We start from the raw sequence: 24,548 nt of genomic DNA on the forward strand, positions 1-24,548 counted from the left end.
GGGCCGGTGGCTCGCGGCCACCCGTACCATCTCCCCGGAGCGAGTTGAATGTCGATTGTCATCCGCGACGTGCGCGAGCACGAGCTGGATTCCGTCCTAGCCCTGAACAACAACGCCGGACTGGCGATCCTGCCGCTGGATTCGGTCAGGCTGCACCGTTTCTACGAACAGGCCGAGTATTTCCGCGTCGCCGAGCGCGACGGCAACCTGGCCGGCTTTCTGGTCGGTTTCGGAGCCGATTCGGACCACGACAGCAGCAACTTCGCCTGGTTCCGCGAGCGCTACCCGAAATTCTTCTACATCGACCGCATCGTGGTGGCCAGCCGGCGGCGTGGCGGCGGCGTGGGTCGCGCCTTCTACGCCGATGTGCAAAGTTACGCCGAACTGAGGTATCCGCAGCTGGCCTGCGAGGTATTCCTGGACCATGGCGCCGACCCGGCGCTGCTGTTCCATGGCAGCTTCGGCTTCAAGGAGGTAGGCCAGAACCAGATGCCCGATGCCGGCGTACGCGCCAGCATGCTGATGAAGGAACTGTGCAGCTACCCCTGGGTGCGCGAGACCTATGGCGACGCCCTGCCCGACCTGCCCTGGGCGCGCAGCCGCTCGATCGCCGCTGCGGCCGAAAGGTCCACCGGAACATGAGCCTGACTTCATGAGCGCGACCTCAGCGAACCTGGACTACGAGCAGGCCGGCGAACTCAAGATCGGCCAGGTAGGCATCGCCAATCTGCGCGTGCGCACGCTGGACGTGGCCCAGCTGTCGCGCGAAATGCGCGAACGCGTCGATCGTGCGCCCAAGCTGTTCGGCCGCGCCCCGGTCATCGTCGATTTCGGCGGGCTGGCGCAGATGCCCGACGCCGCCACCGCCCGGGCGTTGCTGGAAGGATTGCGCGGGGCGGGCGTGCTGCCGGTCGGCCTTTCCTACGGCACGCGCGAAACCGAACAGCTGGCAGAACAGCTGGGATTGCCGCTGCTGGCCAAGTTCCGTGCGCAATACGAACCTGTCGGCGCCGCCGCGCCCGCCGCAGCACCACCTGCACGCCGGGAAAGCGCCCCGGCCGAAACCGCCCCGGCAAAGGCCGCCAAAGCCCCCGCCGCTGCCGCCAGCCCCGGGCTGGTGCAGAAAACGCCCGTGCGTTCCGGCCAGCAGCTGTACGCAGAGAACCGCGACCTCACCGTGCTCAGCACGGTCGGCGCCGGCGCCGAAGTCATCGCCGACGGTTCCATCCACATCTACGGCACCTTGCGCGGCCGCGCGCTGGCCGGCGCGCAGGGCAACACCGACGCGCGCATCTTCTGCCGCGAGTTCCATGCCGAACTGGTGGCCATCGCCGGCCACTACAAAGTACTGGAAGACGTGCCCAAGGAACTGCGCGGGAAGGCAGTGCAGGTCTGGCTGGAAAAAGGCCCGGACAAGCAGGACCAGCTCATGATTGCCGCTCAGTGATATCGCCCTGCGCGCAGACGCAGACGATCCTCCGAAGAAAGCATTCCCCCGAACGTAATAAAAAAAAGCAGGAGATACACCATTGGCTGAGATTATCGTTGTCACTTCCGGCAAGGGCGGCGTGGGCAAGACCACCACCAGCGCCAGCATCGCCTGCGGTCTGGCCCGTCGCGGCAAAAAGGTCGCCGTCATCGACTTCGACGTCGGCCTGCGCAACCTGGACCTGATCATGGGCTGCGAGCGCCGGGTGGTGTACGACTTCGTCAACGTCACCCAGGGCGAGGCCACGCTGAAGCAGGCGCTGATCAAGGACAAACGTTTCGACACGCTGTTCATCCTGGCCGCTTCGCAGACCCGCGACAAAGACGCGCTGACCAAGGAAGGCGTGGAAAAGGTGCTGAAGGACCTGGATGCCGACGGCTTCGACTACATCGTCTGCGACTCGCCGGCCGGCATCGAGAAAGGCGCCTACCTGGCCATGTATTTCGCCGATACGGCGGTGGTGGTGGTGAACCCGGAAGTCTCCAGCGTGCGCGACTCCGACCGCATCCTGGGCCTGCTGGACTCCAAGACCCGCAGGGCCGAGAACGGCGAGACGCTGAAGCCGCACCTGCTGCTCACCCGCTACAGCCCCGCCCGCGTGGAAGGCGGCGAGATGCTGAGCATCAAGGATGTGGAAGAAGTGCTGGGCCTGAAGACGCTGGGCGTGATCCCCGAATCGGGCGATGTGCTCAACGCGTCCAACAAAGGCGAACCGGTCATCCTGGAGCTGGAATCCACCGCCGGCCAGGCCTACGACGATGCCGTGGGCAGGCTGCTGGGCGAAGAACGTCCGCTGCGCTTCACCACCGTGGAGAAAAAGGGTTTCTTCAATAAGCTGTTCGGAGGTTGAGCATGGGACTGTTCGATTTCCTCAAGCCGAAGAAAGAAACCGCCTCGATCGCCAGGGACCGCCTGCGCATCATCGTGGCGCAGGAACGCACCACCCGCGGCGGGCCGGACTATCTGCCGATGCTGCAGCGCGAGCTGCTGGAAGTGATCAAGAAATACGTCAACGTCGATGCCGATGCGGTCAACGTGAAGTTGATCAAGGAAGGCGAGCACGACGTGCTGGACATCTCGGTGTCGCTGCAGGAAGGCGGCGCCTGAGTTCCCTGTAGGAGCGGGCTCCGCCCGCGACCGCTCTTGCTCGAAAGAATTGCGCCAAGAGCGGTCGCGGGCAGGGCCCGCTCCTACAGCCATCCTATGAGTTCCATTCTCGCCAGCGCCGCCCCTCTTCCCGACGTGTTGCGGGTCGCCGACCTGCCGCTCGAAGATCTCGCCGCGCTGCTCGCCCGTCACCAGCTGCGGTTGCATGCGGTCGAAGACGGCCTTCCCATTCCCGGCAGCTTCTGGGGCGACCCCGAGGCCGGCGTGATCGGCGGCACCGTGTACGCGCGGGGCGACACGCCGGTGCATTCGCTGCTGCACGAAGCCTGCCACCTGATCGTGCTGCCGCCCGAACGCCGCGCGCAGGTGCATACCGACGCCACCGACTCGGACATCGAGGAAGACGCCACTTGCTACTTGCAGATCGTGCTTGCGGACGCCCTGCCCGGCGTGGGCCGCGACCGCCTGATGGCGGACATGGATGCATGGGGCTATTCGTTCCGGCTGGGCAGCACGCGCGCGTGGTTCGAGTGCGACGCGGAAGATGCACGCGCATGGCTGATGGAACGCAACCTGCTTCCAGCTTGAACGAAGCATGTGGGAGCGGCGTCCCGCCGCGGGTTCTTCGCCGCTGCCGTAGGTCGGGGCTACGCCCCCGACGCGTGGATCCGGCATGGCCCGACCAGGAGCTCGCGGCGGAACGCCGCTCCCACCTCCCCTCTGCATGCTCCATGCCAGGCCCGCACGGCTCATATCAGGCAAACTGACGAGCATGCTTCCGCGAATCCATCCAGACAATGATGCCGAAGACTGGCAAGGCCTGCAGATCATTTCCCGCGGCGCCAACCGTTTGTGCGCACGCGACCCCGGCGATCCTTCGCATTGCCTGAAGTTCGAGCTGCATTCCAGCGAACGAACGCGCGTCGGCGCGCGGCAACGCATGCGGCGCTGGCTGGCCGTCCGCTTCCCCCGCTTCGGCGAAAACGAAACCGAATTGCGCGCCTATGGAAAACTCCGCGCGCGGCTGGGCACCGGCACTAATGCTTACCTCGCAGCGTGCCATGGCCTGGTGGATACGCCCCACGGAAGGGCGTTGCGCTGCGACTGCATCCTGCTGGACGACGGAACGCCCGCTCCCAGCCTGTATCGCTGCCTTTTCGATGAGCCGCGTTATCCGGCGGCAATGCTCTGCGCCGCAGTCGATGCTTTCGAAGCATGGCTGGTCCTCCATGAGGTCCCGCTATTCGACCTCAACGCAGGCAATTTCGTGGTGCTTCCTCACGGCGATCAGGCCAGGCTGATCTGCATCGATACCAAATCGGTGCTGAGCGGCAAGGAAATCCTGCCGTTCTCGCGCTGGTCGCGGAGCCTGATGCGCCGCAAGATCGAACGCCGCGCGCAACGGCTGCGCCAGCGCATCCGCGCCGCGCTGGGCGAAGCGCAATGAAGCAGAGCGGGTCCCGCCACCGTTTGTAGGAGCGGGCCCTGCCAGCGACCGCTCCTGGCGTCATCTTTCGACCAAGAGCGGCGCTGGCAGGGCCCGCTCCTACAGGATGGCGGGCGGTTTGCTCTGCGGATCAGCGCAAGCTGTATCCGGATACCCGCCAGGTCTTGTCTTCGTCCAGATGGAACGAAACCAGTTCGCGCACGGCCTGCGGCGAACTGGCGAACTTGGTGGCGTAGACCACATTGACGTAATTGCCGGCAGGCACCTGCCCGCCCGCCGGATAAAGGGCGCGGGTGACCGCCACCTGCTTGCGCTCGGTAACGGCGCCGAGCTTCTGCCGGTCCAGCGCGATCTGTTTGACGAACTCATCCATGCCCACTGCGCCCTTCGCCACCGGGGAAGCGCCCGCCCAGACCTCGGCGGTCTTGTTCTGGTCCACCAACTGCACCACCTGCGCTGCGGCCTTGCTCATCTCCGCATCCTGGCGGGCGACCTGCGCCTGCTGCTCAGGCGTCAGTTTCTGCTGCGCAGCCTGCGGATTCTGGGCAGGCGCGCGCGCCGGCTGCGCCGGCTGTTGTGCGGAGGCCGCCCCGGCGAAAGCCAGCAGCAGCGAAGCGAGTACGAACTTCGAAGTTTTCATATGCTGTTCCTGATGTTGGGTGCCTGTGGGCATCCGCTAGTCTAGACCCGCGGACGCTACGCCACAGTCAAAGATGCTCAGCGAGCCGAGCTGGCGGCGACCTGGATTTCGACCCGACGATTGAGGGCCAGGCAGGCGATCAACGCATCGCGCGCCTGATCCTCGCAATCCTTGACCGGTTCGCTTTCGCCACGGCCTTCGGCGGTGATGGCCGAAGCCGTCACGCCGCGGTCGACCAGGAACTCGCGGACCGTCTGCGCGCGCCGTTGCGACAACAGCTGGTTGGAGGCATCGCTGCCGATGCGGTCGGTATGGCCCACGATTCTGATCGACTCCTCGTCTGCGTCTTTTAGCTGCTTGGCGATTGCAGCCAGCTCTTCGCGGCCCCTGGGCAGGATATCTTCGGCGCCGTATTTCGCGAACTCGAAAAGGGCATCGGCCGACAGCTTGAACGTGCGTTCCTTCACTGGTTCCGCGACCGCCGGAGGCGCTTCAGCCAACAGATCGGCGCACGAGGCCGGCGCCCAATGGAAAGTCTGGGCGATGTAGTCCTTGTCGTAGACGACCTTGTACTGGCAGGTGATGATCTTGCCGTCCTTGCGGAAGTGGAACAGGTAGTCCCACTCGCGCACGCCGACGTAGCCTTCATGGAAGTGCGGCCGGCCCAGCAGTTGATACAACTGGTCCTTGGTCATGCCTGGTCCCACCAGGCGCAGATCGCCCAGATTGGGGAAGGTGCCGCCCTTCAGCACGATGCGCGCGGGATCCGGAAAAATCACTTCGCCGGCCACGCCCTGCGGGCTGATGTCGCGGCTGACGTGGCGAGTACCGCAGGCCGAAAGCGCGAGTGCAGCGCCTGCCGTGAGCAAGAGCATGCTGCAGAACTTGAGTTGGTGTTTCATGTGTATTCCCCTTCGAATTTAGTGGATGGCTTTTGTCGGGCGGTATCGGTGCGTGCCCTTCCGCGAAGGAAGGGCACGCAGCCAGTCACCACTGGATGCCTGCACCGACGGAGAAGCCCCAATCGCGCGAGGTGTTGCCGCTGGCCGATGCCTTGTAGACGTAGCGGCCGTTCTCGGTGATGCCCGACAAGCCGAAGGCCATGCCGTATTCGCCCTGGTAGCCACCGAAGCCCACCGACAGCATGCTCTTGCCCGGCAGATAAGCCTGCGGCAGGCCCGCCATGGCCATCGCCGAGGAAGTCGCGCCGCGGTAATTGCGTTCCATAGTCCACACGTCGTTGTCCAACTCGGCCAGGCGGCTGTCGGTGTACTGGTTGGCCTGGCTGACGGCGGAGTTCACGCCCGCGGTGAGCTGGTTGACGTTGACCGCATCGGTGCCGGCGATGCCCGGCGCCACACCGGTGATGGTGCGCCCGCCGATGTTCACTTCGCCGGTGGAGGTGCTGCTGCCCACGTAAGCGGCGTTGTAGTTGGTCTGCGCGCCACGCGTCGTGGCCGAACCCGCGCCCAGCGCCACGCTGTTGCCGTGGGTGGCCGAGGCGTTGTTGCCCAGTGCGGTGCTGTTGGTGGCCGATGCAGTGGAACCGGTGCCGATCGCCGTGCTGTTGTTGCCGCTGGCGTTGCTCTGGTTGCCCACCGCCAGCGCGTTGTTGCCGCTGGCCGCCGCGCCGTTGCCGCCGGCCGAGGAGTTGGTCCCCGTCGGCAACGGCTTGACGATCGGGCCTTCCTGACTGACCTGGAACATGCCATCGCCGCCGTTCTGCACGGCGGTGATGTCGCCGGTGATGTTGTTCACCGTATCGGTCAGGTTGGTGATGTCGCCCTGGATATCGACGATGTCGCCCCGGATGTCGGTGATATCGCCCTCGATGGTGGTGACCCGGTTTTCCAAGTTGGTAATGGCAGTGCTGTTGTTGGTATTGATACTGTTGAGGCCTGCAGTCAGCTGGCTTACGTTGACCGCATCGGTGCCGGCGATACCCGGTGCCACACCGGTGATGGTGCGCCCGCCGACGTTGACTTCGCCGGTGGAATTGCTGCTGCCCACATAGGCGGCGTTGTAGCCGGACTGCGCACCAACCGTGGTGGCCGAACCCGCGCCCAGCGCCACACTGTTGGCGTGGGTGACGGTGGCGCCGGCGCCCAAGGCCAGGCCGTTGTCGGCGGCAACGCTGGCGCCGCTGCCGATAGCCGTGCTGTCGGTTCCGTTGACTACCGCGCCATTGCCTTGGGCGATGGCGTTGTCGCCGGTGGCCGAGGCGCCGGTACCCACTGCGATGCTGTTGCTGCCGACGGCCAGTGCACCGTCGCCCGCCGCATAGCCGCCGTCGCCGCTGGCAACGGTGTTGGGACCGATGGCTACCGCGTTCAAACCGCCGGCAACGGAGTCAGGATCGGTCGAGTTGGCGTGGAAGTACATGATGCCGCCGCCGCTGACGATGCTGTTGATCGCCAGGTTGGTCGCATACAGCTGCGAGCCATTGATGGCGTCGGTGCTGGTGGCGCTGATCTGACCGGCTGCCACGTTGGTGATCTGACGTTCGGCACCGGCGCTGCCCACGCTGACCACACCCACCGGGGCGATACCCTGGAAGTTGTAGGTCGTACCGCGGATAACCACGCTTGGGGTCGCGACCGCCGTGGAAGTCACGGCCCCCGCACCCAGAGCCACGCTGTTGGCGTTTGCGGCCGTGGCTCCCAGACCGATGGCCACCGAGGAATCCCCGCTCGCCGCCGCATTCACGCCCGCCGCCAGCGCATTGATGCCGGTCGCGCCGTCGTTGTTGTAGTTTCCTCCCTGCACGCCGTTATCGTTGACGCTGTAGTAATGCGTTGCATTGGCGGTCACCGTATCGGCCACCGCTCTCAACTGACGAACGTTGACCGCATCGGTGTCTTGCGTGCCGCCCGCCACGTTGATGATCTGGCGCTCACGTCCGGCCTGTCCCACCGACACCGCACCTTCGTTCGATGCGACCGCCACATTGGAGAACAGCTCGGTCGCACCGCCCATGCCGACGCGGTCGGCAATCGCCGCGCGGCCAAGGGCTACGCCATTGAATGCGGTGGCTTGCGAGCCGAAGCCCATGGCGACGCCACCTTCCGCGCTGGCGTTCGCCTGCCGTCCGATACCCACCGCGTAATCTGCCGTCGCCTGGGCCGTTTGTCCCAAGGCGACTGTGGAGAACCCTGTCGACTGCGTGGCATCGCCAATCGCTATCGCGCCATTGCCGGCGGAATTGGATGCGCCGCCGATGGCGATACCCAGCCGAACAGAAGCGCTGCTTCCTACACCGATCGCAATGGTGTGCTGCTCCGTAGAAGAACTGCCGTTGCCGATCGCCACGGCGTTGATCCCAGCGGCTTCGGCTCCCGCGCCCGCGGCGAAGCTGCTATCGCCGCTCGCAGCGGCGCCCACGCCCGCCGCCAGCGCATTGATGCCGGTCGCGCCGTCGTTGTTGTAGTTTCCTCCCTGCACGCCGTTATCGTTGACGCTGTAGTAGTGGGTTGCGTTGGCGTCGATCTCGGTGCTGAGGTTCTCGATCGACTGGTTGGTTGCGAACAACTGCGAACCGTTGATCGCATCGGTCGAGGTATCCGAAATCCGACCGGCCGCGACATTGGTGATGGTGCGTTCCGCACCCACCGCACCCACGCTGACCGTGCTGGTGGCGGTCGTGCCAGCGAAGTTGTAGGTCGTGCCGTCGATGGTCACATTCGGCGTATTGACTACCGCGTCGGTCACTGAGCCATTACCCAGCGCCACATCGCCTGCGTTGTTGGCGCTGGCGTTGTAGCCCAGCGCGGTCGAACCGGCCGCACCACTGGCGCTTGCGCCCACCAGCACCGAGTTGGCGCCGCTGTCCACCGTGCCGCGGCCGATGGCCACCGAATCCACGAATTGCGCCGCCGCACCCGAGCCGAGGGCCGTGCTGCCTGCATCGCCCGCGAAGGCACCGGAGCCCACGGCAACCGAACTGGCGCCAAGGGCGTTCGACGAGAAGCCGACGGCGGTGGCAGTCGCTCCGCTGGCAATCGAGGCCGAACCTATCGCCACGGCTGCGTTGCCGGAAGCATCCGCGCTCCAGCCGAGCGCGTTGGACTGCAGGCCCGACGAAGTGGCGTTGTGGCCGAGTGCGGTCGAACTGTCTCCCGCAGCCGCCGCACCGATACCCGCCGCCATCGCATTGCCGCCGGTGGCGCCATCGTTGTTGTAGTTGCCGCTGGCCACGCCGTTGTCGTTGACGCTGTAGTAATGGATGGCGTTCGCATCGACTTCGTTGCTGAGGTTCTCGATGGACTGGTTGGTCGCATACAGCTGCGAGCCGTTGATCGCGTCGGTCGAGGTGTCGGAGATCCGACCGGCGGCCACGTTGGTGATGGTGCGCTCGGTACCGACGCCCCCTACGCTGACCGTGCTGGTCGGCGTGGTGCCGGCGAAGTTGTAGACCGTGCCGTCGATGGTCGTGCTGGTGGTCGCCACCGTCGCTGCCGTCACCGAACCCGAACCCAGCGCCACATCGCCCGCGCTCGTCGCGGCGGTCGCACCGTCGCCAAGCGCGACATTGCCCGCCATACCGGCGGCACCGGCGGTCGAGCCGTTGCCGAGTGCCACGCTGCCCTGTCCAATCGCCCTGTTGTTGTTGCCGATCGCCACTGCGCCGTTGGCCTGGTTGGCGGCCGTGGCCGTCGCCGTGCCATCGCTGTTGGCGATGTTGTTCGCGCCGCCGACGAAAGCACCGGTGCCGCTGGCGTAGCTGGGATCGCCAATTGCCACTGCGCCGTCGCCGAAGGCGGTATTGGAGCGTCCGATCGCCACTGCGCCGCCCGCGGCGGTGCCCGCATTGGCCGTGCTCAGGTTGCCGATGGCGACGTTTCTGCCCGTCGCGCCTGTGGAAGCGGTGTCGCCGATAGCGAGCGAGGAGGCGCTGCCCACCGTGGCGCGATAGCCCAAGGCAACCGAATTCGCAAAATCCGCCGTCGTGTTCTGCCCGATGGCGACCGCACGGGCTCCTATGGCGGAGGCCGGAGTACCGGTGACGCCCGTCCCGCCGCCGCCGCCGATAGCGATGGATCCGCCACCTGTTGCGGTCGCCCCTCCGGTGGGTCCAGAGCCTATGGCGATGGCGTAAGCGTTGCTTGCCGATGCCGATACGCCAAGGGCGAGTGCCCCTTGCGCAATCGCTTGGGATTGGAAACCAATGGCTGTCGTGTAGCTTTGGCTGGTTAGCGCAAAACCACCAATCGCCACCGCGGCGCGGTCGCCACCCGTGTTTTGATTGGAGGCACCGTTGCCGATGGCAACACCATCCAGTGCGCCTGAAACAGCATTCAATCCCACGGCAATCGAGTTTGTCCCGGCCGCACCGTCGTTGTTGTAGTTGCCGCCAGCCACGCCGCCGTCGTTGACGCTGAAGTAGTGGATGGCGTTCGCATCCACTTCGTTGCTGAGGTTCTCGATCGACTGGTTGGTCGCATACAGCTGCGAGCCGTTGACCGCATCGGTCGAGGTATCGGAAATCCGGCCGGCCGCCACGTTGGTGATGGTACGCTCGGCACCCGGCGCGCCCACGCTGACCGTGCTGGTCGGCGCGATGCCGGCGAAGTTGTAGGTCACACCATCGATCGTCGTGTTGGTCGTTGCGACCGTCGCCGCCGTCACCGAACCCGAACCCAGCGCCACGTCGCCCGCGCTGGTCGCCGCCGTCGCGCCGTCGCCGATAGCCACATTGCCCGCGATGCCCGCTGCGCCCGCAACCGAACCGTTGCCCAGCGCCACGCTGCCCTGACCAATGGCGCTGTTGCCATTACCTATCGCCACCGCACCATTGGCCTGATTCGTAGCCGTGGCCGTGGCGGTCCCATCGCTGTTGGCGATGTTGTTCGCGCCGCCGACGAAAGCGCCGGTGCCGCTGGCGTAGCTGGGATCGCCTATGGCGACTGCGCCGTCGCCATAGGCGGTATTGCCCGATCCTATGGAGACCGCGCGGCCGCCGGTGGCTACCGCAGCGGTGCCGATTGCGACTGCATCGGTGGAGCCCAGCGTTCCGCCCGAACCGATCAGCACGCCGTCCTGCACGCCGGCGGCTACGGTACCGTCGCGGGCGAGTATCTGGTTGCCGACCAAGCCGGTTCCCAGAATGTTGCCGTAACCTGCCACGATATTCTCCGAGGCGCCATCGAGCGTGTTGTTGCTGCCGATCACGACGTTCACCGACGAACCGTTGGTGACGGTGTTATCCACGCCGAGCACCATCGCCTGGCTGGAATTGGCCACCTGATTGTTGGCACCGGTGGTCATCGCGCCAACGGCGTTGGTCAACGTGTTGTTGGTGCCCTGGACCATGGAGCCGACGCTGCCGGTAACGGTGTTGTCGCCACCCAGCACACCCGTTTGGGTGGAACCGGAAATGCTGTTGCTCTGGCCGAATATCCAGGAGTTGAAGCTGTCGCTGATGGTGCTGGAATCGCCGATGATGATCGAGTGATCGCTCAGGCCCGGTGCGCTCTGCAACACCCGCGCCTGGAAGCCGATTGCGATGCTCTGGAGCGATTGCGCCGTTGCGCCGTTGCCCATCGCGGTCGCCTGCTGTCCCGCCGCCGTGGTGCCCACGCCAGCGGCAATCGCATTGAGGCCCGTCGCACCGTCGTTGATGTAGTTCGCCCCGGGCGTGCCGCCATCGTTGACGCTGTAGTAGTGCAGCGGCGTGCTGGCCGCGATGGCCGCGATGGCCTGGTTGGTGGCGAACAGCTGGCTGCCGTTGATGGCATCGGTCGAAGAACCGGAAATCCGGCCGGCCGCGACATTGGTGATGGTGCGTTCCGAACCCAGCGCACCCACGCTGACCGTGCTGGTCGGCGCGATGCCGGCGAAGTTGTAGGTCGTGCCGCCGATGGTCGTGTTGGGGGTCGCTACCGCCACATCCGTCACCGAACCCGAACCCAGCGCCACGTCGTCCGCATTGTTGGCCACGGCCGTGTCGCCGAAAGCCACCGCGCCCGCCGCCAGCGCGCTGCTGGTGCTGCCGATCGCCACGCTGCCCTGCCCGACCACGGTGTTCTGGTAACCGATACCGACAGCGCCCTGCGCCGCGGTGCCCGGTGTGCTCACCGCCTGGCCGCCGCCGCCCACCATATTGGTGTTGCCCATCGCCACCGAGCCGTTGCCGGTGGCGGTGTTGTCCAGGCCTGAAGCAATCGCACCGTTGCCGGTCGCGGTGTTGGGATCACCGATGGCGACAGCGCCATTGCCGCTGGCGACATTGCCCGAACCGATGGATACCGCGCGGCCACCGGTGGCGGTGGCATTGGTGCCGATCGCCACCGCTTCGGCCGAGTTGGCGACAGCATTGGCGCCCACTGCGATTGCGTTATCGGCAGCCGCATTAGCCTGGATTCCCAACGCGAGTGCGTTGATACCGGTCGCCCGGCTCGCCGTTCCTGCCGCAATGGCATTAGCTTGCGATGAGGTCACATCCGTGCCGATGGCGATGGTGCCCTCCGCGAGCGCACCCGTTCCTGCTCCGGTGCGCGCACCCAGATAGACCGAGTTGATCGTGGATGCGACCGCCTGGAAGCCGATGGCGATGGCGTTGCGGCCGCCTGCATTGGCGCTGCTGCCTTGCGCGACGGCATCCAGTGCGGAAGCGCTCGCCAGGGTACCGATGGCGATCGCGTTGCCCACGCTCGCATTCGCGTTCACGCCGATCGACGTCGTTGCGTCGGCCGCGACGCCGATGCCCGCGTTGGTGCCGATGGCGATATTGTCGTCGCCGCTTACCAGGCTGCCTGCCGCAGCGTCCAGGGTGGCATCGTAGGCGACCGTACCGTCGCCTACGCCGAGTGCGACGTTGCGCGTTCCGGTGACGCCCGAGCCCGCGCCCCGCTGCACGCTGGCAATGCCTCCGCCGATGGCGGTGTTCTGCGCGCCAGTGACCAATGCACCGGCGGCAACACCCATTGCGATCGAACCCGTATTGGCGATCGTCGAGCCCGCACCGGAACCTTGGCCGACTGCAACTGTGCTGGCCCCGACAGCGACCGCTTGTGCTCCGAGCGCGAGCGAACTATTCCCTAGCGCCCGAGCGCTGTTCCCTACGGCGGTGGTAGCGGCATCGCTTGCCGTTGCCAAATGTCCTATCGCGATGGCATCCGTTGCGGACGCGTTGGCCTCACGTCCCAATGCCGTGCTGTTGGCTCCGCTGGAGATGGACCCCCAGCCGCTGGCAAACGCGTAGTTGTTGCTGGCCGTGGCACTGACACCGACCGCAGTGGAGTTTCCTCCCGAAGCTTGGGAACCGGTGCCCAACGCACTTGCGCCAGCTCCGGTAGCGGTGGAGCTGACTCCCAGCGCGATCGTATTGATATTGTTTGAGACGGTGCCGCCACCTATCGCGATTGCACCGCCAGTGCCTGAGGCTGCCGCATTCAGGCCGATGGCCACCGAGTATTGTGTCGAGGAGACGGATTGACCACCAATGGCGATGGCATCGACGCCCGATGCAAAAGCGCCACTGGTCGCATTGCCACCGATAGCCGTCGAACCGACGCCGGTGGCCCGTGTGGCTGTGGCTGGGCTGACGCCACCCCCACCGAGCGCTGTCGCATAGTCGACAGCGGCATTGGCCTGCGCACCCAAGGCAATGCCTCTAATTCCAGCCGCTCTCGACTGCGCGCCGACAGCGACACCTGCCGCGCCGCTGGAGTTGACATCCGTACCGATAGCAATCGACGACTCCCCGGACGCTCCGACTCCACCGGTGCGCGCACCCACGTAAATGGAGTTGGTGGCTGAGGCAAGGGCTTGGAATCCGAGAGTCGTGGCATTCAGTCCCGTACTGGTGGCCCTATAACCTATAGCAGTGGCTCCGCCGAGAGTCGCTTGTGCCTCCAAACCCGCGCAGGTCGAGCTGCCGGTGTATTGGTTGTACGGCGCCGCAGTGCAGTCCGCTGCCTGCGCCGACGAGGCCCATCCCATCCCGCCCATCGCCAGCAGCACCAGGCCAACCTGGAGCGTCGACCGCTGCGCCGAGCGCGAAGCCTTCTTCCCGCCGGACGCCTTGCCGCGCGGCGTGGCCAGTTCGGACGCGACCACCAGCTGCTTCAGCGAGCGGTTCCATACCACGCTATAGATCTTGTTCATCGGTTTTCCCCTGTTATCAAACGAATGCGGTATTGGTGAGCCAGAAAAGCGCAGCGTCGCTTGTGCGCCTCTTTCGATGACGGTCGCGCCAGCCATAGCCGAAGCGGCGCACGCGCCAGCCGGCGCTTGGCGCCGCATGGGCACGTCGCGTAAGAGTCGAGCCCGCGATCAGTGCCGAGAAGCGGCAACCGCCTGTCTTTAGAACGTGACAACTCTCCATGTCGGCTTCCCTATCCATAGTTGGTCGGCCGTGCCTAAACCGCTCCCCTTTCCCGGCCAGCAGAGCGCATAGGTACGGCACCGTATCTATCGGTCAGGGGCAGGAAGGAGTTGTGGTCACGCATCCACGCCGAATGCATTTCCAGTTGCCGGGCAGGACTCGGCAGGCGTGTTTCGATCCCGTGACTTTTTTCTGCGGATATTGGTGGGACGCATCCGGATTTGCAGTCGCAGGCAGAGGTTGCGCCTGCAACCACCACTCGCACCGGTTCGCATCCGGTAGCCGGGATGCGCCCTGCTTCCGTATTGCTGATCGCCAAAACCCTGATTCGATTTTGGAGCTGTCCGCGCGCGTTCATACAGATTGAAGCCACGAGATATAGCTACTCAGATCACAATTTTGCGTGGCAGGAAGATTCACAAAAATAAATCCGTTCTCTTCCTGATCGGTAAAAACAATTGCGTATAGACCGCAGAGCCGTCGCCGCGCACTGTAATCACAAGGACAGAGGCATTACACGCACCGAAGCTGGCTGAAACTCACCAAAAATTTCCATCTCACATTTGTAAGAAAAACGCATTTCGTCACAACAAAAAAAGACGAATAAAAAAAATCACGAAATAACGGATTCTTGCGGCAACCAATTTCGTCCGCGGAATCGTGGGCGTAAAAAAGGAGTGCGCGCAACGAATGCGCCGTAGGAGCGACGTGAGTCGCGAAACCGCACGCAGGGTTTCGCGACTCACGTCGCTCCTACGGCCTTCGGCCTACAACCCACAGACTTATTAATTGCGATCCAGGCCCACTCCGCCATCTGCCACGGACTGATGGGTATGGATACGGGAACGAATGGAGAATGTCGCGGAAACTGGTTTCAATGGCCGTAGCGACCGACCGTGCCACCGGGATCCAACGTTGCATGCGTGCGCCACCCGTGCGCCGTTCGTTCCCGACATCGTTCGACATATGGCAAAACCGGCCGGACCAACCCGCTTGCGTCAGCTCCAGCCAAAGCGGCGGCAAGCTTGCAGGAAATGCCGCACCCCTCTAGCCTTCGGGTTCCCGCGCCTGCCGCAGCCCGCCAAGGACTTCCCGTGAAGCAACGCCACCTTCTGCTCGCGCTCGCCATCGGCGCCAGCGCGATTTCGCTCTCCGCCTGCAAGAAGCAACCTGCCGAACCGGCCGCGCCGGCGGCTCCGGCCGCAGCCAAGGGCGAAACGGCCGACGAATTCATCGCCCGGGTGAACGACGAATACCGCAAGTCCTACCCCGAGATTTCCTCGGCGCAATGGCTGTCTTCCACCTACATCAACGACGACACCCAGATGCTGGCCGCCAAGGCCAACGAGCGCTACCTGACCCAGCTCAACGGCTGGATCGAACAGGCCAGGAAGTTCGAAGGCCAGAAGATGTCCCCGGAAACCGCGCGCGCCATCCAACTGCTGAAACTGATGACCGCCATGCCCGCGCCCAAGGATCCGGCCAAGCTGGCCGAGCTGACCCAGATCGCCACCAGGATGGAGGGCATGTACGGCTCGGGCACCTATTGCACCGGTGAAGGCGATGCCAAGCAGTGCCGGCAGCTGGGCGAACTGGAAGACGTGCTGCGCAGCAGCCGCGACTACGACAAGCAGCTGGACGCCTGGCAGGGCTGGCACACCATCGCCCAGCCGATGCGCAAGGACTACACGCGCTTCACCGAACTGGTCAACGAAGGCGCCAAGGAAATGGGCTTCGCCGATACCGGCGAAATGTGGCGCAGCGGCTACGACATGACGCCGGTCGAAATCGCCGCCGAGACCGACCGCCTGTGGGGACAGGTCAAACCGCTGTACGAGCAGCTGCACTGCTACACGCGCACCAAGCTGCAGGCGCAGTACGGCGACGACAAGGGCCAGGTCAACGGCCTGCTGCCGGCGCATCTGATGGGCAACATGTGGCAACAGGACTGGGGCAATCTGTGGGACATGCTTGAGCCCTACAAGGACGCCGGCAGCCTGGACATCACCGGCGCGCTGGAAAAGGAATACCAGGCCGACTACGCGCGCGAACTGGCCAAGGCCGGCGCCGCCCCTTCCACCGACAAGCAGTTCGCCGCCGAACGCGCCGCGCAGCTGGACGTGGCCAAGCAGATGACCGAGCGCGCGCAGGATTTCTACACCTCGCTGGGCATGCCCAAGCTGCCGGAGAGCTACTGGGCCAAGACCCAGTTCATCAAGCCGCTGGACCGCGACGTGGTCTGCCACGCCAGCGCCTGGGACATGAACCTGTCCGGCGACGTGCGCACCAAGATGTGCATCAAGCCCAACGAGGAAGATTTCACCACCATCTACCACGAGCTGGGCCACGTGTATTACTACCTGGCCTACAACAAGCGCCCGCCGCTGTTCCAGAGCGGCGCCAACGACGGCTTCCACGAAGCGATCGGCGACACCATGGTGCTGGCGATGACGCCCAAGTACCTCAATTCCATCGGCATGGTCGGCACCCCGCAGCAAGGCAACGAGGCGCTGATCAATTCGCAGATGCGCATGGCCCTGGCCAAGGTGTCGTTCCTGCCGTTCGGCCTGATGATCGACCGCTGGCGCTGGGGCGTGTTCGACGGCTCCATCAAACCCGACCACTACAACCAGGCCTGGTGGGATCTGAAGGCCAAGTACCAGGGCGTGGCGCCGGTGACGCCGCGCGGCGAGGATTTCTTCGACCCCGGCGCCAAGTACCACGTGCCGGGCAACACCCCGTACACCCGCTATTTCCTCTCGCACATCCTGCAGTTCCAGTTCTACAAGGGCCTGTGCGACGCCTCCGGTTACAAGGGCCCGCTGTACGAGTGCACCTTCTACGGCAACAAGGTGGCGGGCCAGAAGTTCTGGGCGATGCTGGAGAAAGGCTCCAGCCAGCCCTGGCAGGCCACGCTGAAGGAGCTCACCGGCAGCGACAAGGCCGATGCCGCCGCGGTGCTGGAGTATTTCGGACCGCTGCAGACCTGGCTGAAGCAGCAGAACGAAGGCAAGACCTGCGGCTGGCCGGCACCGGCCGCCGCGGCGCCCAAGCCAACGCCGGGCAAGGGTTGAGCAGGTCGGGGCTACGCCCCCGACGCCGTCGGCCACTTCCAATCCATGCTTGTCGGGGGCGTAGCCCCGACCTACGGACCGCAGCCCGCTACATCCGGTCTATTTGCGTCGGGGGCGTAGCCCCGACCTACTGCATATGGACCGCAACTGGTAAATTTACGTACCGCGTCCTTTGTGACTCGCGATATTCCCGCTGGAAGGAACCTGCCGATGAAATCGAATCTCATGCTTTCCATGCTCGCCGGTGCGCTGATTCCGGCGATGGCCATTCCATCGTCGGCCGCGTTCGCTGCGCAAAGCGTGCCCAGCGAGCCCAGCAAGACCGCTCCCCTGCTGCTGGCACCGAAGTGGCGCAACGAGGCTTTCCCCTCGCAATCGACTACTCGCCTGCAATACCGGGAAGTGGCGGTCTCACGGATACTGAAAGTCCAGCAGTACAACCAATCCCGACACATGAAGCCCGCCCAGGTCGGCATTGGCCGCATGGCTTCCAGCGAAAGCATGGCCACGAAGCTGCCCACGCTGAAGTGGGTTTCTATGCGCGACGGAAGTTCGGTGGCCCGCATCGAAATCGGTTCGCCGGTTGCGCTTGGCATACGCGTAGGCCTGCATATGAATGCGCTGGACCCGCGTGCGGAGCTGCGTTTCGCAGGTTCGGATGAACCTTCGCGCATCGTGTCGATGATGACCGGCGCTGAAATCCAGAAGCTCACCGATGCGCGTGGAATCTTCTGGACGCCCGGTACCGACGGCGAACGGCAGATCATCGAGCTCTACCTGCCCGCGCGCGTCTCGCGCAACTCGGTGAAAATGCAGGCGCCGGAACTTTCCCATCTGCTCACCAACAGCCGCAACGATTTCAAGATCATCGAGAAGATCGGCGAGTCGGGCAGCTGCAACGTGGATACGGCCTGCCGCGTCGCCGAGCTGGGCCCCAACTTCGTCAGCGCCAAGAACGCCGTCGCGCACATGCTGTTCACCTATAGCACCGGCGTAAGCTACATCTGCACCGGCACGCTGCTGGCCGATACGGTGGCCGCTACCCAGATCCCGTATTTCTATTCGGCCAACCACTGCTTCGCGGGCGGTTCGGATGGAGTCCCGGCGCAGAATTTCCAGACTGTCGCCAATACCCTCAATACGTACTGGAAATACGAAGCGACTTCATGCGGCAGCGGCATCCAGGCCGCCAAAGTGCTGCTGGCCGGCGGTTCGGACTACCTCTATTCCAACGCCAATACCGACGCAATGCTGCTGCGGCTCAAGAACGCCCCGCCCGCCGGCTCCGAGTTCGCCGGCTGGGACTCCGCCGTCCTGGCGCCTTCCAGCTCCATCATCGGCATCCACCATCCCAGCGGCGATGCCAAGAAGGTGTCTTTGGGACAGCAGATTTCCAGCGATTCCGAATTGATAGAAGTGGGCTGGCTGAGCGGTACCACCGAAGGCGGAAGCAGCGGCTCGGGCCTGTTCACCACCGATCCCGGCGGTTATCGGCTGCGCGGCGGCCTGTATGGCGGCAACGCCTCTTGCGCGAACAGCGGTTCGCTCGCCAACGCATCGAATCGCGATTACTACTCGCGTTTCGATGTTGTCTTCCCGAATATCAGCCAATGGTTGTCGCCGCTGACCGGCTCACCGATCCGCATGAACGGCACTCACCCCTTGACCCACGGCAGCGCAGCACCCATGACCGCTCCGGCAACTGCCGCATCGGCCACCGGCGCAGCGATCACGGCGCCGGTCGGCGAGGAGCCTGCGAGGCGCACGCGGCGAGAGATACAGCGGCAACGTTGACGGCGCGCACCCGTCGGCCGCCGTTACGGCTGGCGGGCGCAGCTGTTCGATCCAGCAGCGTCGCGATCCCCCACTTCAGGGCTTGTAAGCGCCCAACGTCGAGGCCAGCAGCGCTTCGAATTCGTCGAATGTCTGATCTGCCGCCTGGACTTCGCCATAAGCGGCGTCCTTCAGCGCATCGGAATACTTCAAACGCACCGGCGTGCCGTGCGCCTCGTGCAATCGCGCGGCGCGCTTGATCATCGCCAGCATGTGCGCGGCGCTTTCCGAAGTGCCCGCGATCTTTCCGTCCATGCCCAGCACCCATTCGCCGTCGCGGCGCACTATGCCGGCCAGCAGTCGGCCTTGCTGGTCGCGCAACTCGGCGTGCGGTTCTATCGGCGGCCCCGCGGGCTTGCCGGCGCCCGCTTTGGCGACGTTGCGTTTCTTCGCCTCGCGCCTGGCCTTGGAGTTGATCGACATGGGTCCGTCCGCAGGAAAATGAAGGAAAAGTACGGCGACGACGATGTGAAGTTGCGTCAAAGCTGGTTGGGGGGTTCCACTGCGACGATCTCATCCGAGCACGCCGGCAGCCGTTTGCAGACATTGCGCTCCCAACGCCAGAACGTCCAGCCGAGCAGCGTCAGCGAGGCGCTGCCCAGCGCCAGATGGAAAGGATTGTGGCTGAGCCACGGCGACATGGCGCCGGACACCAGCGCCGCCACCACCAGGCTGGTGAAGGCCTGCAGAGAGGAAGAAGAACCGCGGTGGCGCGGATACATGTCCAGGATGGACAGCGTCAGGATGGGGAATACCAGCGCCACGCCCACGCCGGTCAGGAACAGCGGCAGCACCGCCCACGGAATGGTGAACGGGTCGGCGAAGGCGCTGTAGGCGATGTGCATGACCGCGCCGATTCCGCCCACGGCGAATCCGATGGCGGTCAACCGGTCCCCGTGCATGCGCCCTGCCGCGCGGCCGGACAGAAAAGAACCCACCACCATGCCGCCGATGGTGGGAATGAACAGCCAGGCGAAATCGCGTTCGCCCAGATGCAGATGCTGCATCACGAACACCGGTGCCGATGCGATGTACAGGAACATGCCGGCGAAGTTGAACGCGCCGGCCGCGGCCAGCCGCTGGAAACGCGGATTGAGGAAGATGGCGGCGTAGTCGCGCGCCAGATGGCGCGCCACCAGCGGCGCGCGCGACGTGGGCGGATTGGTTTCAGGAAACCAGAACCAGGTGGCCAGCAGCAGCACCGCAGAGAACGCGGTCAGGAACCAGAAAATCACCGGCCACTGCCCCCAACCGAGTATCCAGCCGCCGACGATGGGTGCGATGGCCGGCGCGATGCCGAACAGCATCGATACCTGGCTCATCAGGCGCTGCGCATCGTCGCCGTGGAAAAGATCGCGGATGGCCGCGCGCCCCACGATCTGCCCTGCCCCCGCCGACAGGCCCTGCAAGGCGCGGAACAGCAGCAGCGTCGGCAGATCCTTGGCCAATGCACAGCCGGCCGATGCCAGGGTGAACACGACCATGCCGCCGATGATCACCGAACGCCGGCCGATGGCGTCGGACAACGGCCCGTGCACGATGCTCATGGCCGCATAGGCGATCAGGTAGACGCTGATGGTCTGCTGGATGGCCAGGGGCCCCACACCGAGCTGCGCGCCCATCTGCAGGAACGCCGGAAAGATGGTGTCGATGCAGAACGGGCCCAGCATGGACAGGCCGGCCAGCAGCCAGGTGAGGCGGCGGGTGGAAGTGGATTTCCCCGGATTCATCATGAGTCGCGCCGTAGCTGCCTCAGTGCCCAAGGATAAATCCGCCGCCGCAGAAAAAAGAGTTTTGTCATGACTTCAGGTCAGGGGTCGATTGCTCATGTTACGGCGCGGGCTGTCTGGAGTTGAAGAAATCACAGAAAACCTGCGGTCTCGCACACTTCCAGCACCATTCGGCCCCACCTCTCCCCTCGTGGGAGAGGTCGCTGCGCCTGCGCAGCGGGAGAGGGAGGCGGAGCCACATTGCATCACTCACGATCTTCGTTCAGCGTTCACTGAATCGACTGTTATTGGCCCGCCAGAGCTCAGAATCCACCACTTCGCTCACCCCTCTTCCGCCCTACGGGCACCTTCTCCCACAAGGGGAGAAGGGAAACCGGCGACGCCCGCCAGAGAGGCTATATAATTCCCCCCGCAGCACGCAGTGGAAGAAGCGGCCCCGCCCCGTCCAGGGCATGGCCGCTGCCGAAGGCGCAACGCCCGTAATCGCTCAGGCCAGTGACCGCCGCGTGCACACACTCTGGAGAGATCGGCAGAATGCCGGCGCCGAAGGGGCAAGAAGGGACCGGGGAGTAACGCTTCCCCGCCATCGCTTCCAAACTCTCAGGCAGAAGGACAGAGGGGCGCCCCACGTGCGGCTTCGCGCGTGCAGCTCTTGACCGAGCCCTTTCGGACGTCCCCGCCATGCCAAAGACACCCTCGCCCTCCCTGCGCGACCTCAGCCTGCTCGATCTGGAGCACCACTCCGCCTTCGTCGAACGCCATATCGGCCCCAACGACGCCGAGATCGCGCACATGCTGCGGGTCATCGGCCACGATTCGCTGGACGGCATGACCGACGCCATCGTGCCCGGCAACATCAAGTCGCCCGCACCGCTGGCGCTGCCCGAAGCGATCACCGAAGTCGAGGCGCTGGCCAAGATCCGCGCCATCGCCGACAAGAACCAGGTCTTCCGCAGCTTCATCGGCCAAGGCTATTACGGCACGCATACGCCCAACGTGATCCTGCGCAACATCCTTGAGAACCCGGCCTGGTACACCGCCTACACGCCCTACCAGGCCGAAATCTCGCAAGGCCGCATGGAAGCGCTGATCAACTTCCAGACTTTGGTCGCCGACCTCACCGGCATGGAAATCGCCAACGCCTCGCTGCTGGACGAAGCCACCGCCGCCGCCGAGGCGATGACCCTGGCCAAGCGTTCGGCCAAGTCGAAATCGAACGTGTTGCTGGTCGCCGGCGATACCCATCCGCAGACGTTGGAAGTACTGCATACCCGCGCCGAACCGCTGGGCATCACCGTGGACGTGGTGCGTTCCACCGACGCCTTCCACGAAAAGCTGGCTGCGGGCGACTACTTCGGCGTACTGGTGCAATACCCTGCATCGAGCGGCTGGGTCGACGACTGGGCCCGCGACGCGGAGATCATCCACGCGCACAACGCGCTATTCGTGGTTGCCACCGACCTGCTGGCGCTGACCCTGCTCAAGCCGCCGGGCGAGATGGGCGCCGACATCGTGGTCGGCAACTCGCAGCGCTTCGGCGTGCCGTTCGGCTTCGGCGGTCCGCACGCGGCCTTCATGGCCTGCCGCGACGCCTACAAGCGCAGCATGCCCGGCCGCCTGATCGGCGTGTCGGTGGATGCCGAAGGCAAGCCCGCCTACCGCCTCACCCTGCAGACACGCGAACAGCACATCCGCCGCGAGAAGGCCACCTCCAACATCTGCACCGCGCAGGTGCTGCTGGCGGTGATGGCCTCGATGTACGCCGTCTACCACGGCCCGGAAGGCCTGACCCGCATCGCCAGCCGCGTCGCCCGACTCACCGCGATCCTCGCCGAAGGCCTGCGTGGCCTGGGCTACCCGGCGCTGCATGCCACCGCCTTCGACACCCTGTGCGTGGAGCCGGGCGATGCGCGCGACGCGATCCTGACCCGCGCGCGCGATGCGCGCATCAACCTGCGCGTACGCGGCAACGGATCGCTATGCGTCTCGCTGGACGAAACCACCACGCGTGCCGACGTGGAAGCGCTGTGGCGCGTGTTCGCCGGCGACGGCGCCGCCCTGCCGTCGATCGATGCGCTGGACGCCAGCGCACCGTCGCTGATTCCCGAGACCCTGCGCCGCACCAGCCCGTTCCTGACCCATCCCGTGTTCAACACCCATCACAGCGAACACGAAATGCTGCGCTACATGCGTTCGCTGGCGGACAAGGACCTGGCCATGGACCGCACCATGATCCCGCTGGGCTCCTGCACCATGAAACTCAACGCCACGGCGGAAATGATTCCGGTCACCTGGCCCGAGTTCGGCAACCTGCACCCGCTCGCTCCGGCCGACCAGGCCACCGGCTACAAGCAGCTGATCGACGAGCTGGAAGCCATGCTGGTGGAGTGCACCGGCTACGACGCCGTCAGCCTGCAGCCCAACTCCGGCGCGCAGGGCGAATACGCCGGCCTGCTGGCGATCCGCGCCTACCACCGCTCGCGCAACGAAGGCCATCGCGACATCTGCCTGATCCCCGAATCCGCGCACGGCACCAACCCCGCCTCCGCGCAGATGTGCGGCATGCAGGTGGTGGTGACCAAATGCGACTCCAACGGCAACGTCGACGTGGAGGACATCCGCAAACAGGCGGAGAAATATTCGGATCGCCTGGCCGCGCTGATGATCACCTACCCGTCCACGCACGGCGTGTTCGAGGAGGACATCGTCGCTATCTGCGAGATCGTGCATGCGCACGGCGGCCAGGTGTACACCGACGGCGCCAACATGAACGCGCTGGTCGGCGTCGCCAAACCCGGCAAGTGGGGTTCGGACGTCTCTCACCTCAACCTGCACAAGACCTTCTGCATCCCGCATGGCGGCGGCGGCCCGGGCGTGGGCCCGTGCGCGGTGAAATCGCATCTGGCGCCGTTTCTGCCGCGGGAACTAACTCTTCCCCCGCTTGCGGGATCGAAGCCGCCTCAAGCGGCTGAGGATGCCCGAAGGGCAGATGGGGGCGCTCTTCGCACGGAAGTAGGCATGGTCAGCGCCGCCAGCTACGGCTCGGCGTCCATCCTGCCCATCTCCTGGATGTACATCACCCTGATGGGCACCGCCGGCCTGCGCAAGGCCACCCAGGTCGCGCTGCTCAACGCCAACTACATCGCCAAGAGGCTCGCGCCCCACTACGAGACGCTGTACACCGGCCGCAACGGCCTGGTGGCGCACGAATGCATTCTCGACCTGCGGCCGTTGAAGGACGCCACCGGCATCGGCGCCGAGGACGTGGCCAAGCGCCTGATCGATTTCGGCTTCCACGCGCCCACCCTGAGCTTCCCGGTCGCCGGCACGCTGATGGTGGAGCCGACCGAAAGCGAATCGCAGCACGAACTGGACCGTTTCATCGACGCCATGATCGCCATCCGCGACGAGATCCGCGCGGTGGAAGACGGCCGCCTGGACCGCGAGGACAATCCGCTCAAGCACGCGCCGCATACCGCGACGATGGTGATGGCCAGCGAATGGACGCACGCCTACCCGCGCGAACTGGCGGCGTTCCCGCTGGCCACGCTGAAGCTGCAGAAGTACTGGTCGCCGGTCGCCCGCGTGGACAACGTGCACGGCGACAAGAACGTGTTCTGCAGCTGCATCCCGATCAACGCCTTCGCCGGCGAGATCGAGGCCTTCAGCGAACCGGACGTGATGTAGAACCATTCTTCTTTTCGCACGAAAAAGAGACCCCGCACTGCGGGGTCTTTTTTTGGCTGTCGCTCTGCCTCCTCCCTTGCGCACGGCGCAGGGGAGGATTGAGGAGGGGTGCTTTGATTTTGATCTTGATCTTGCCTTTTCCCGGCCGCATGCAGCCATCCCCTGCGAACATGCCCAGCAATCCGACGATCCGCTTGCTTGAAACAAGGTCTGATT

14 protein-coding genes, 1 pseudogene and 1 riboswitch are annotated in these 24,548 nt (G+C 64.9%); of the genes and pseudogenes, 9 read left to right on the forward strand and 6 right to left on the reverse strand.

The window, feature by feature from the left end; genetic code table 11:
• Positions 1 to 48 precede the first annotated feature (48 nt).
• From CSC73_RS14155 to CSC73_RS14180, 6 genes are all read left to right on the forward strand, one after another.
• Positions 49 to 642, forward strand: coding sequence for a GNAT family N-acetyltransferase (locus tag CSC73_RS14155; protein WP_163841341.1), 594 nt, complete (start codon positions 49 to 51; stop codon positions 640 to 642).
• A 10-nt stretch (positions 643 to 652) separates the two neighbouring features.
• Positions 653 to 1,447, forward strand: a complete 795-nt coding sequence (minC, locus tag CSC73_RS14160; protein WP_163841343.1) for a septum site-determining protein MinC — start codon at positions 653 to 655, stop codon at positions 1,445 to 1,447.
• Positions 1,448 to 1,529: 82 nt separating this feature from the next.
• On the forward strand, positions 1,530 to 2,339 hold the full coding sequence (gene minD / locus CSC73_RS14165) for a septum site-determining protein MinD (protein WP_163841345.1): 810 nt from the start codon (positions 1,530 to 1,532) through the stop codon (positions 2,337 to 2,339).
• A 2-nt stretch (positions 2,340 to 2,341) separates the two neighbouring features.
• A complete protein-coding gene (minE, locus tag CSC73_RS14170; RefSeq protein ID WP_163841347.1) occupies positions 2,342 to 2,596 on the forward strand; it encodes a cell division topological specificity factor MinE in 255 nt (84 codons plus the stop codon).
• A 96-nt stretch (positions 2,597 to 2,692) separates the two neighbouring features.
• Complete coding sequence (locus tag CSC73_RS14175) at positions 2,693 to 3,184, forward strand: hypothetical protein (RefSeq protein WP_163841350.1); 492 nt, start codon at positions 2,693 to 2,695, stop codon at positions 3,182 to 3,184.
• A gap of 184 nt (positions 3,185 to 3,368) precedes the next feature.
• Positions 3,369 to 4,043, forward strand: a complete 675-nt coding sequence (locus CSC73_RS14180) for a YrbL family protein (protein ID WP_163841353.1) — start codon at positions 3,369 to 3,371, stop codon at positions 4,041 to 4,043.
• Positions 4,044 to 4,173: 130 nt separating this feature from the next.
• Here CSC73_RS14180 and CSC73_RS14185 read toward each other — a convergent pair whose 3' ends face one another.
• The 4 genes and pseudogenes from CSC73_RS14185 to CSC73_RS18690 form a co-directional block, all read right to left on the reverse strand.
• Complete coding sequence (locus CSC73_RS14185) at positions 4,174 to 4,683, reverse strand: DUF4019 domain-containing protein (RefSeq protein ID WP_163841356.1); 510 nt, start codon at positions 4,681 to 4,683, stop codon at positions 4,174 to 4,176.
• A 77-nt stretch (positions 4,684 to 4,760) separates the two neighbouring features.
• Entirely contained in the window at positions 4,761 to 5,585 is an 825-nt protein-coding gene (locus CSC73_RS14190) for an OmpA family protein (protein ID WP_163841359.1), read from the reverse strand.
• Between the two features lie 85 nt (positions 5,586 to 5,670).
• Positions 5,671 to 12,606, reverse strand: a complete 6,936-nt coding sequence (locus tag CSC73_RS14195) for a YadA-like family protein (RefSeq protein ID WP_246197530.1) — start codon at positions 12,604 to 12,606, stop codon at positions 5,671 to 5,673.
• A gap of 180 nt (positions 12,607 to 12,786) precedes the next feature.
• Positions 12,787 to 13,926 (reverse strand): annotated as a pseudogene (locus CSC73_RS18690) (ESPR-type extended signal peptide-containing protein); the annotation flags it as partial.
• A 1,176-nt stretch (positions 13,927 to 15,102) separates the two neighbouring features.
• Here CSC73_RS18690 and CSC73_RS14200 point away from each other — a divergent pair.
• Both CSC73_RS14200 and CSC73_RS14205 read left to right on the forward strand, forming a co-directional pair.
• A complete protein-coding gene (locus CSC73_RS14200) occupies positions 15,103 to 17,082 on the forward strand; it encodes a M2 family metallopeptidase (RefSeq protein WP_163841365.1) in 1,980 nt (659 codons plus the stop codon).
• A gap of 210 nt (positions 17,083 to 17,292) precedes the next feature.
• A complete protein-coding gene (locus CSC73_RS14205) occupies positions 17,293 to 18,876 on the forward strand; it encodes a trypsin-like serine peptidase (protein ID WP_163841368.1) in 1,584 nt (527 codons plus the stop codon).
• 75 nt (positions 18,877 to 18,951) lie between these two features.
• On the opposite strand, the gene CSC73_RS14210 is transcribed toward CSC73_RS14205, so the two are convergent.
• Positions 18,952 to 19,338: a hypothetical protein gene (locus CSC73_RS14210; protein WP_163841371.1), complete on the reverse strand. Its 387-nt coding sequence runs from the start codon at positions 19,336 to 19,338 to the stop codon at positions 18,952 to 18,954.
• Positions 19,339 to 19,394: 56 nt separating this feature from the next.
• Positions 19,395 to 20,648, reverse strand: a complete 1,254-nt coding sequence (locus tag CSC73_RS14215; RefSeq protein ID WP_425502327.1) for a multidrug effflux MFS transporter — start codon at positions 20,646 to 20,648, stop codon at positions 19,395 to 19,397.
• Positions 20,649 to 21,152: 504 nt separating this feature from the next.
• Positions 21,153 to 21,271: riboswitch (glycine riboswitch) on the forward strand.
• A 55-nt stretch (positions 21,272 to 21,326) separates the two neighbouring features.
• Here CSC73_RS14215 and gcvP point away from each other — a divergent pair.
• On the forward strand, positions 21,327 to 24,332 hold the full coding sequence (gene gcvP / locus CSC73_RS14220; RefSeq protein ID WP_163841374.1) for an aminomethyl-transferring glycine dehydrogenase: 3,006 nt from the start codon (positions 21,327 to 21,329) through the stop codon (positions 24,330 to 24,332).
• The last annotated feature ends 216 nt before the right edge of the window (positions 24,333 to 24,548 follow it).

The sequence above is a fragment of the Pseudoxanthomonas sacheonensis genome (genome assembly GCF_010093305.1).
GTDB lineage: Bacteria > Pseudomonadota > Gammaproteobacteria > Xanthomonadales > Xanthomonadaceae > Pseudoxanthomonas_A > Pseudoxanthomonas_A sacheonensis.

Excerpts from the sequence above, each read along its gene's own strand:
- CSC73_RS14180 (WP_163841353.1), top strand. The coding sequence starts at position 3,369 with ATGCTTCCGCGAATCCATCCAGACAATGATGCCGAAGACTGGCAAGGC.
- CSC73_RS14205 (WP_163841368.1), top strand. The coding sequence starts at position 17,293 with ATGAAATCGAATCTCATGCTTTCCATGCTCGCCGGTGCGCTGATTCCG.
- CSC73_RS14210 (WP_163841371.1), bottom strand. The coding sequence starts at position 19,338 with ATGTCGATCAACTCCAAGGCCAGGCGCGAGGCGAAGAAACGCAACGTC.
- minE (WP_163841347.1), top strand. The coding sequence starts at position 2,342 with ATGGGACTGTTCGATTTCCTCAAGCCGAAGAAAGAAACCGCCTCGATC.
- CSC73_RS14155 (WP_163841341.1), top strand. The coding sequence starts at position 49 with ATGTCGATTGTCATCCGCGACGTGCGCGAGCACGAGCTGGATTCCGTC.
- gcvP (WP_163841374.1), top strand. The coding sequence starts at position 21,327 with ATGCCAAAGACACCCTCGCCCTCCCTGCGCGACCTCAGCCTGCTCGAT.
- minC (WP_163841343.1), top strand. The coding sequence starts at position 653 with ATGAGCGCGACCTCAGCGAACCTGGACTACGAGCAGGCCGGCGAACTC.
- CSC73_RS14195 (WP_246197530.1), bottom strand. The coding sequence starts at position 12,606 with ATGGGTGTTGCCGCCGGTGCATTGGTCACTGGCGCGCAGAACACCGCC.
- CSC73_RS14215 (WP_425502327.1), bottom strand. The coding sequence starts at position 20,648 with ATGATGAATCCGGGGAAATCCACTTCCACCCGCCGCCTCACCTGGCTG.
- CSC73_RS14185 (WP_163841356.1), bottom strand. The coding sequence starts at position 4,683 with ATGAAAACTTCGAAGTTCGTACTCGCTTCGCTGCTGCTGGCTTTCGCC.
- CSC73_RS14175 (WP_163841350.1), top strand. The coding sequence starts at position 2,693 with ATGAGTTCCATTCTCGCCAGCGCCGCCCCTCTTCCCGACGTGTTGCGG.
- CSC73_RS14190 (WP_163841359.1), bottom strand. The coding sequence starts at position 5,585 with ATGAAACACCAACTCAAGTTCTGCAGCATGCTCTTGCTCACGGCAGGC.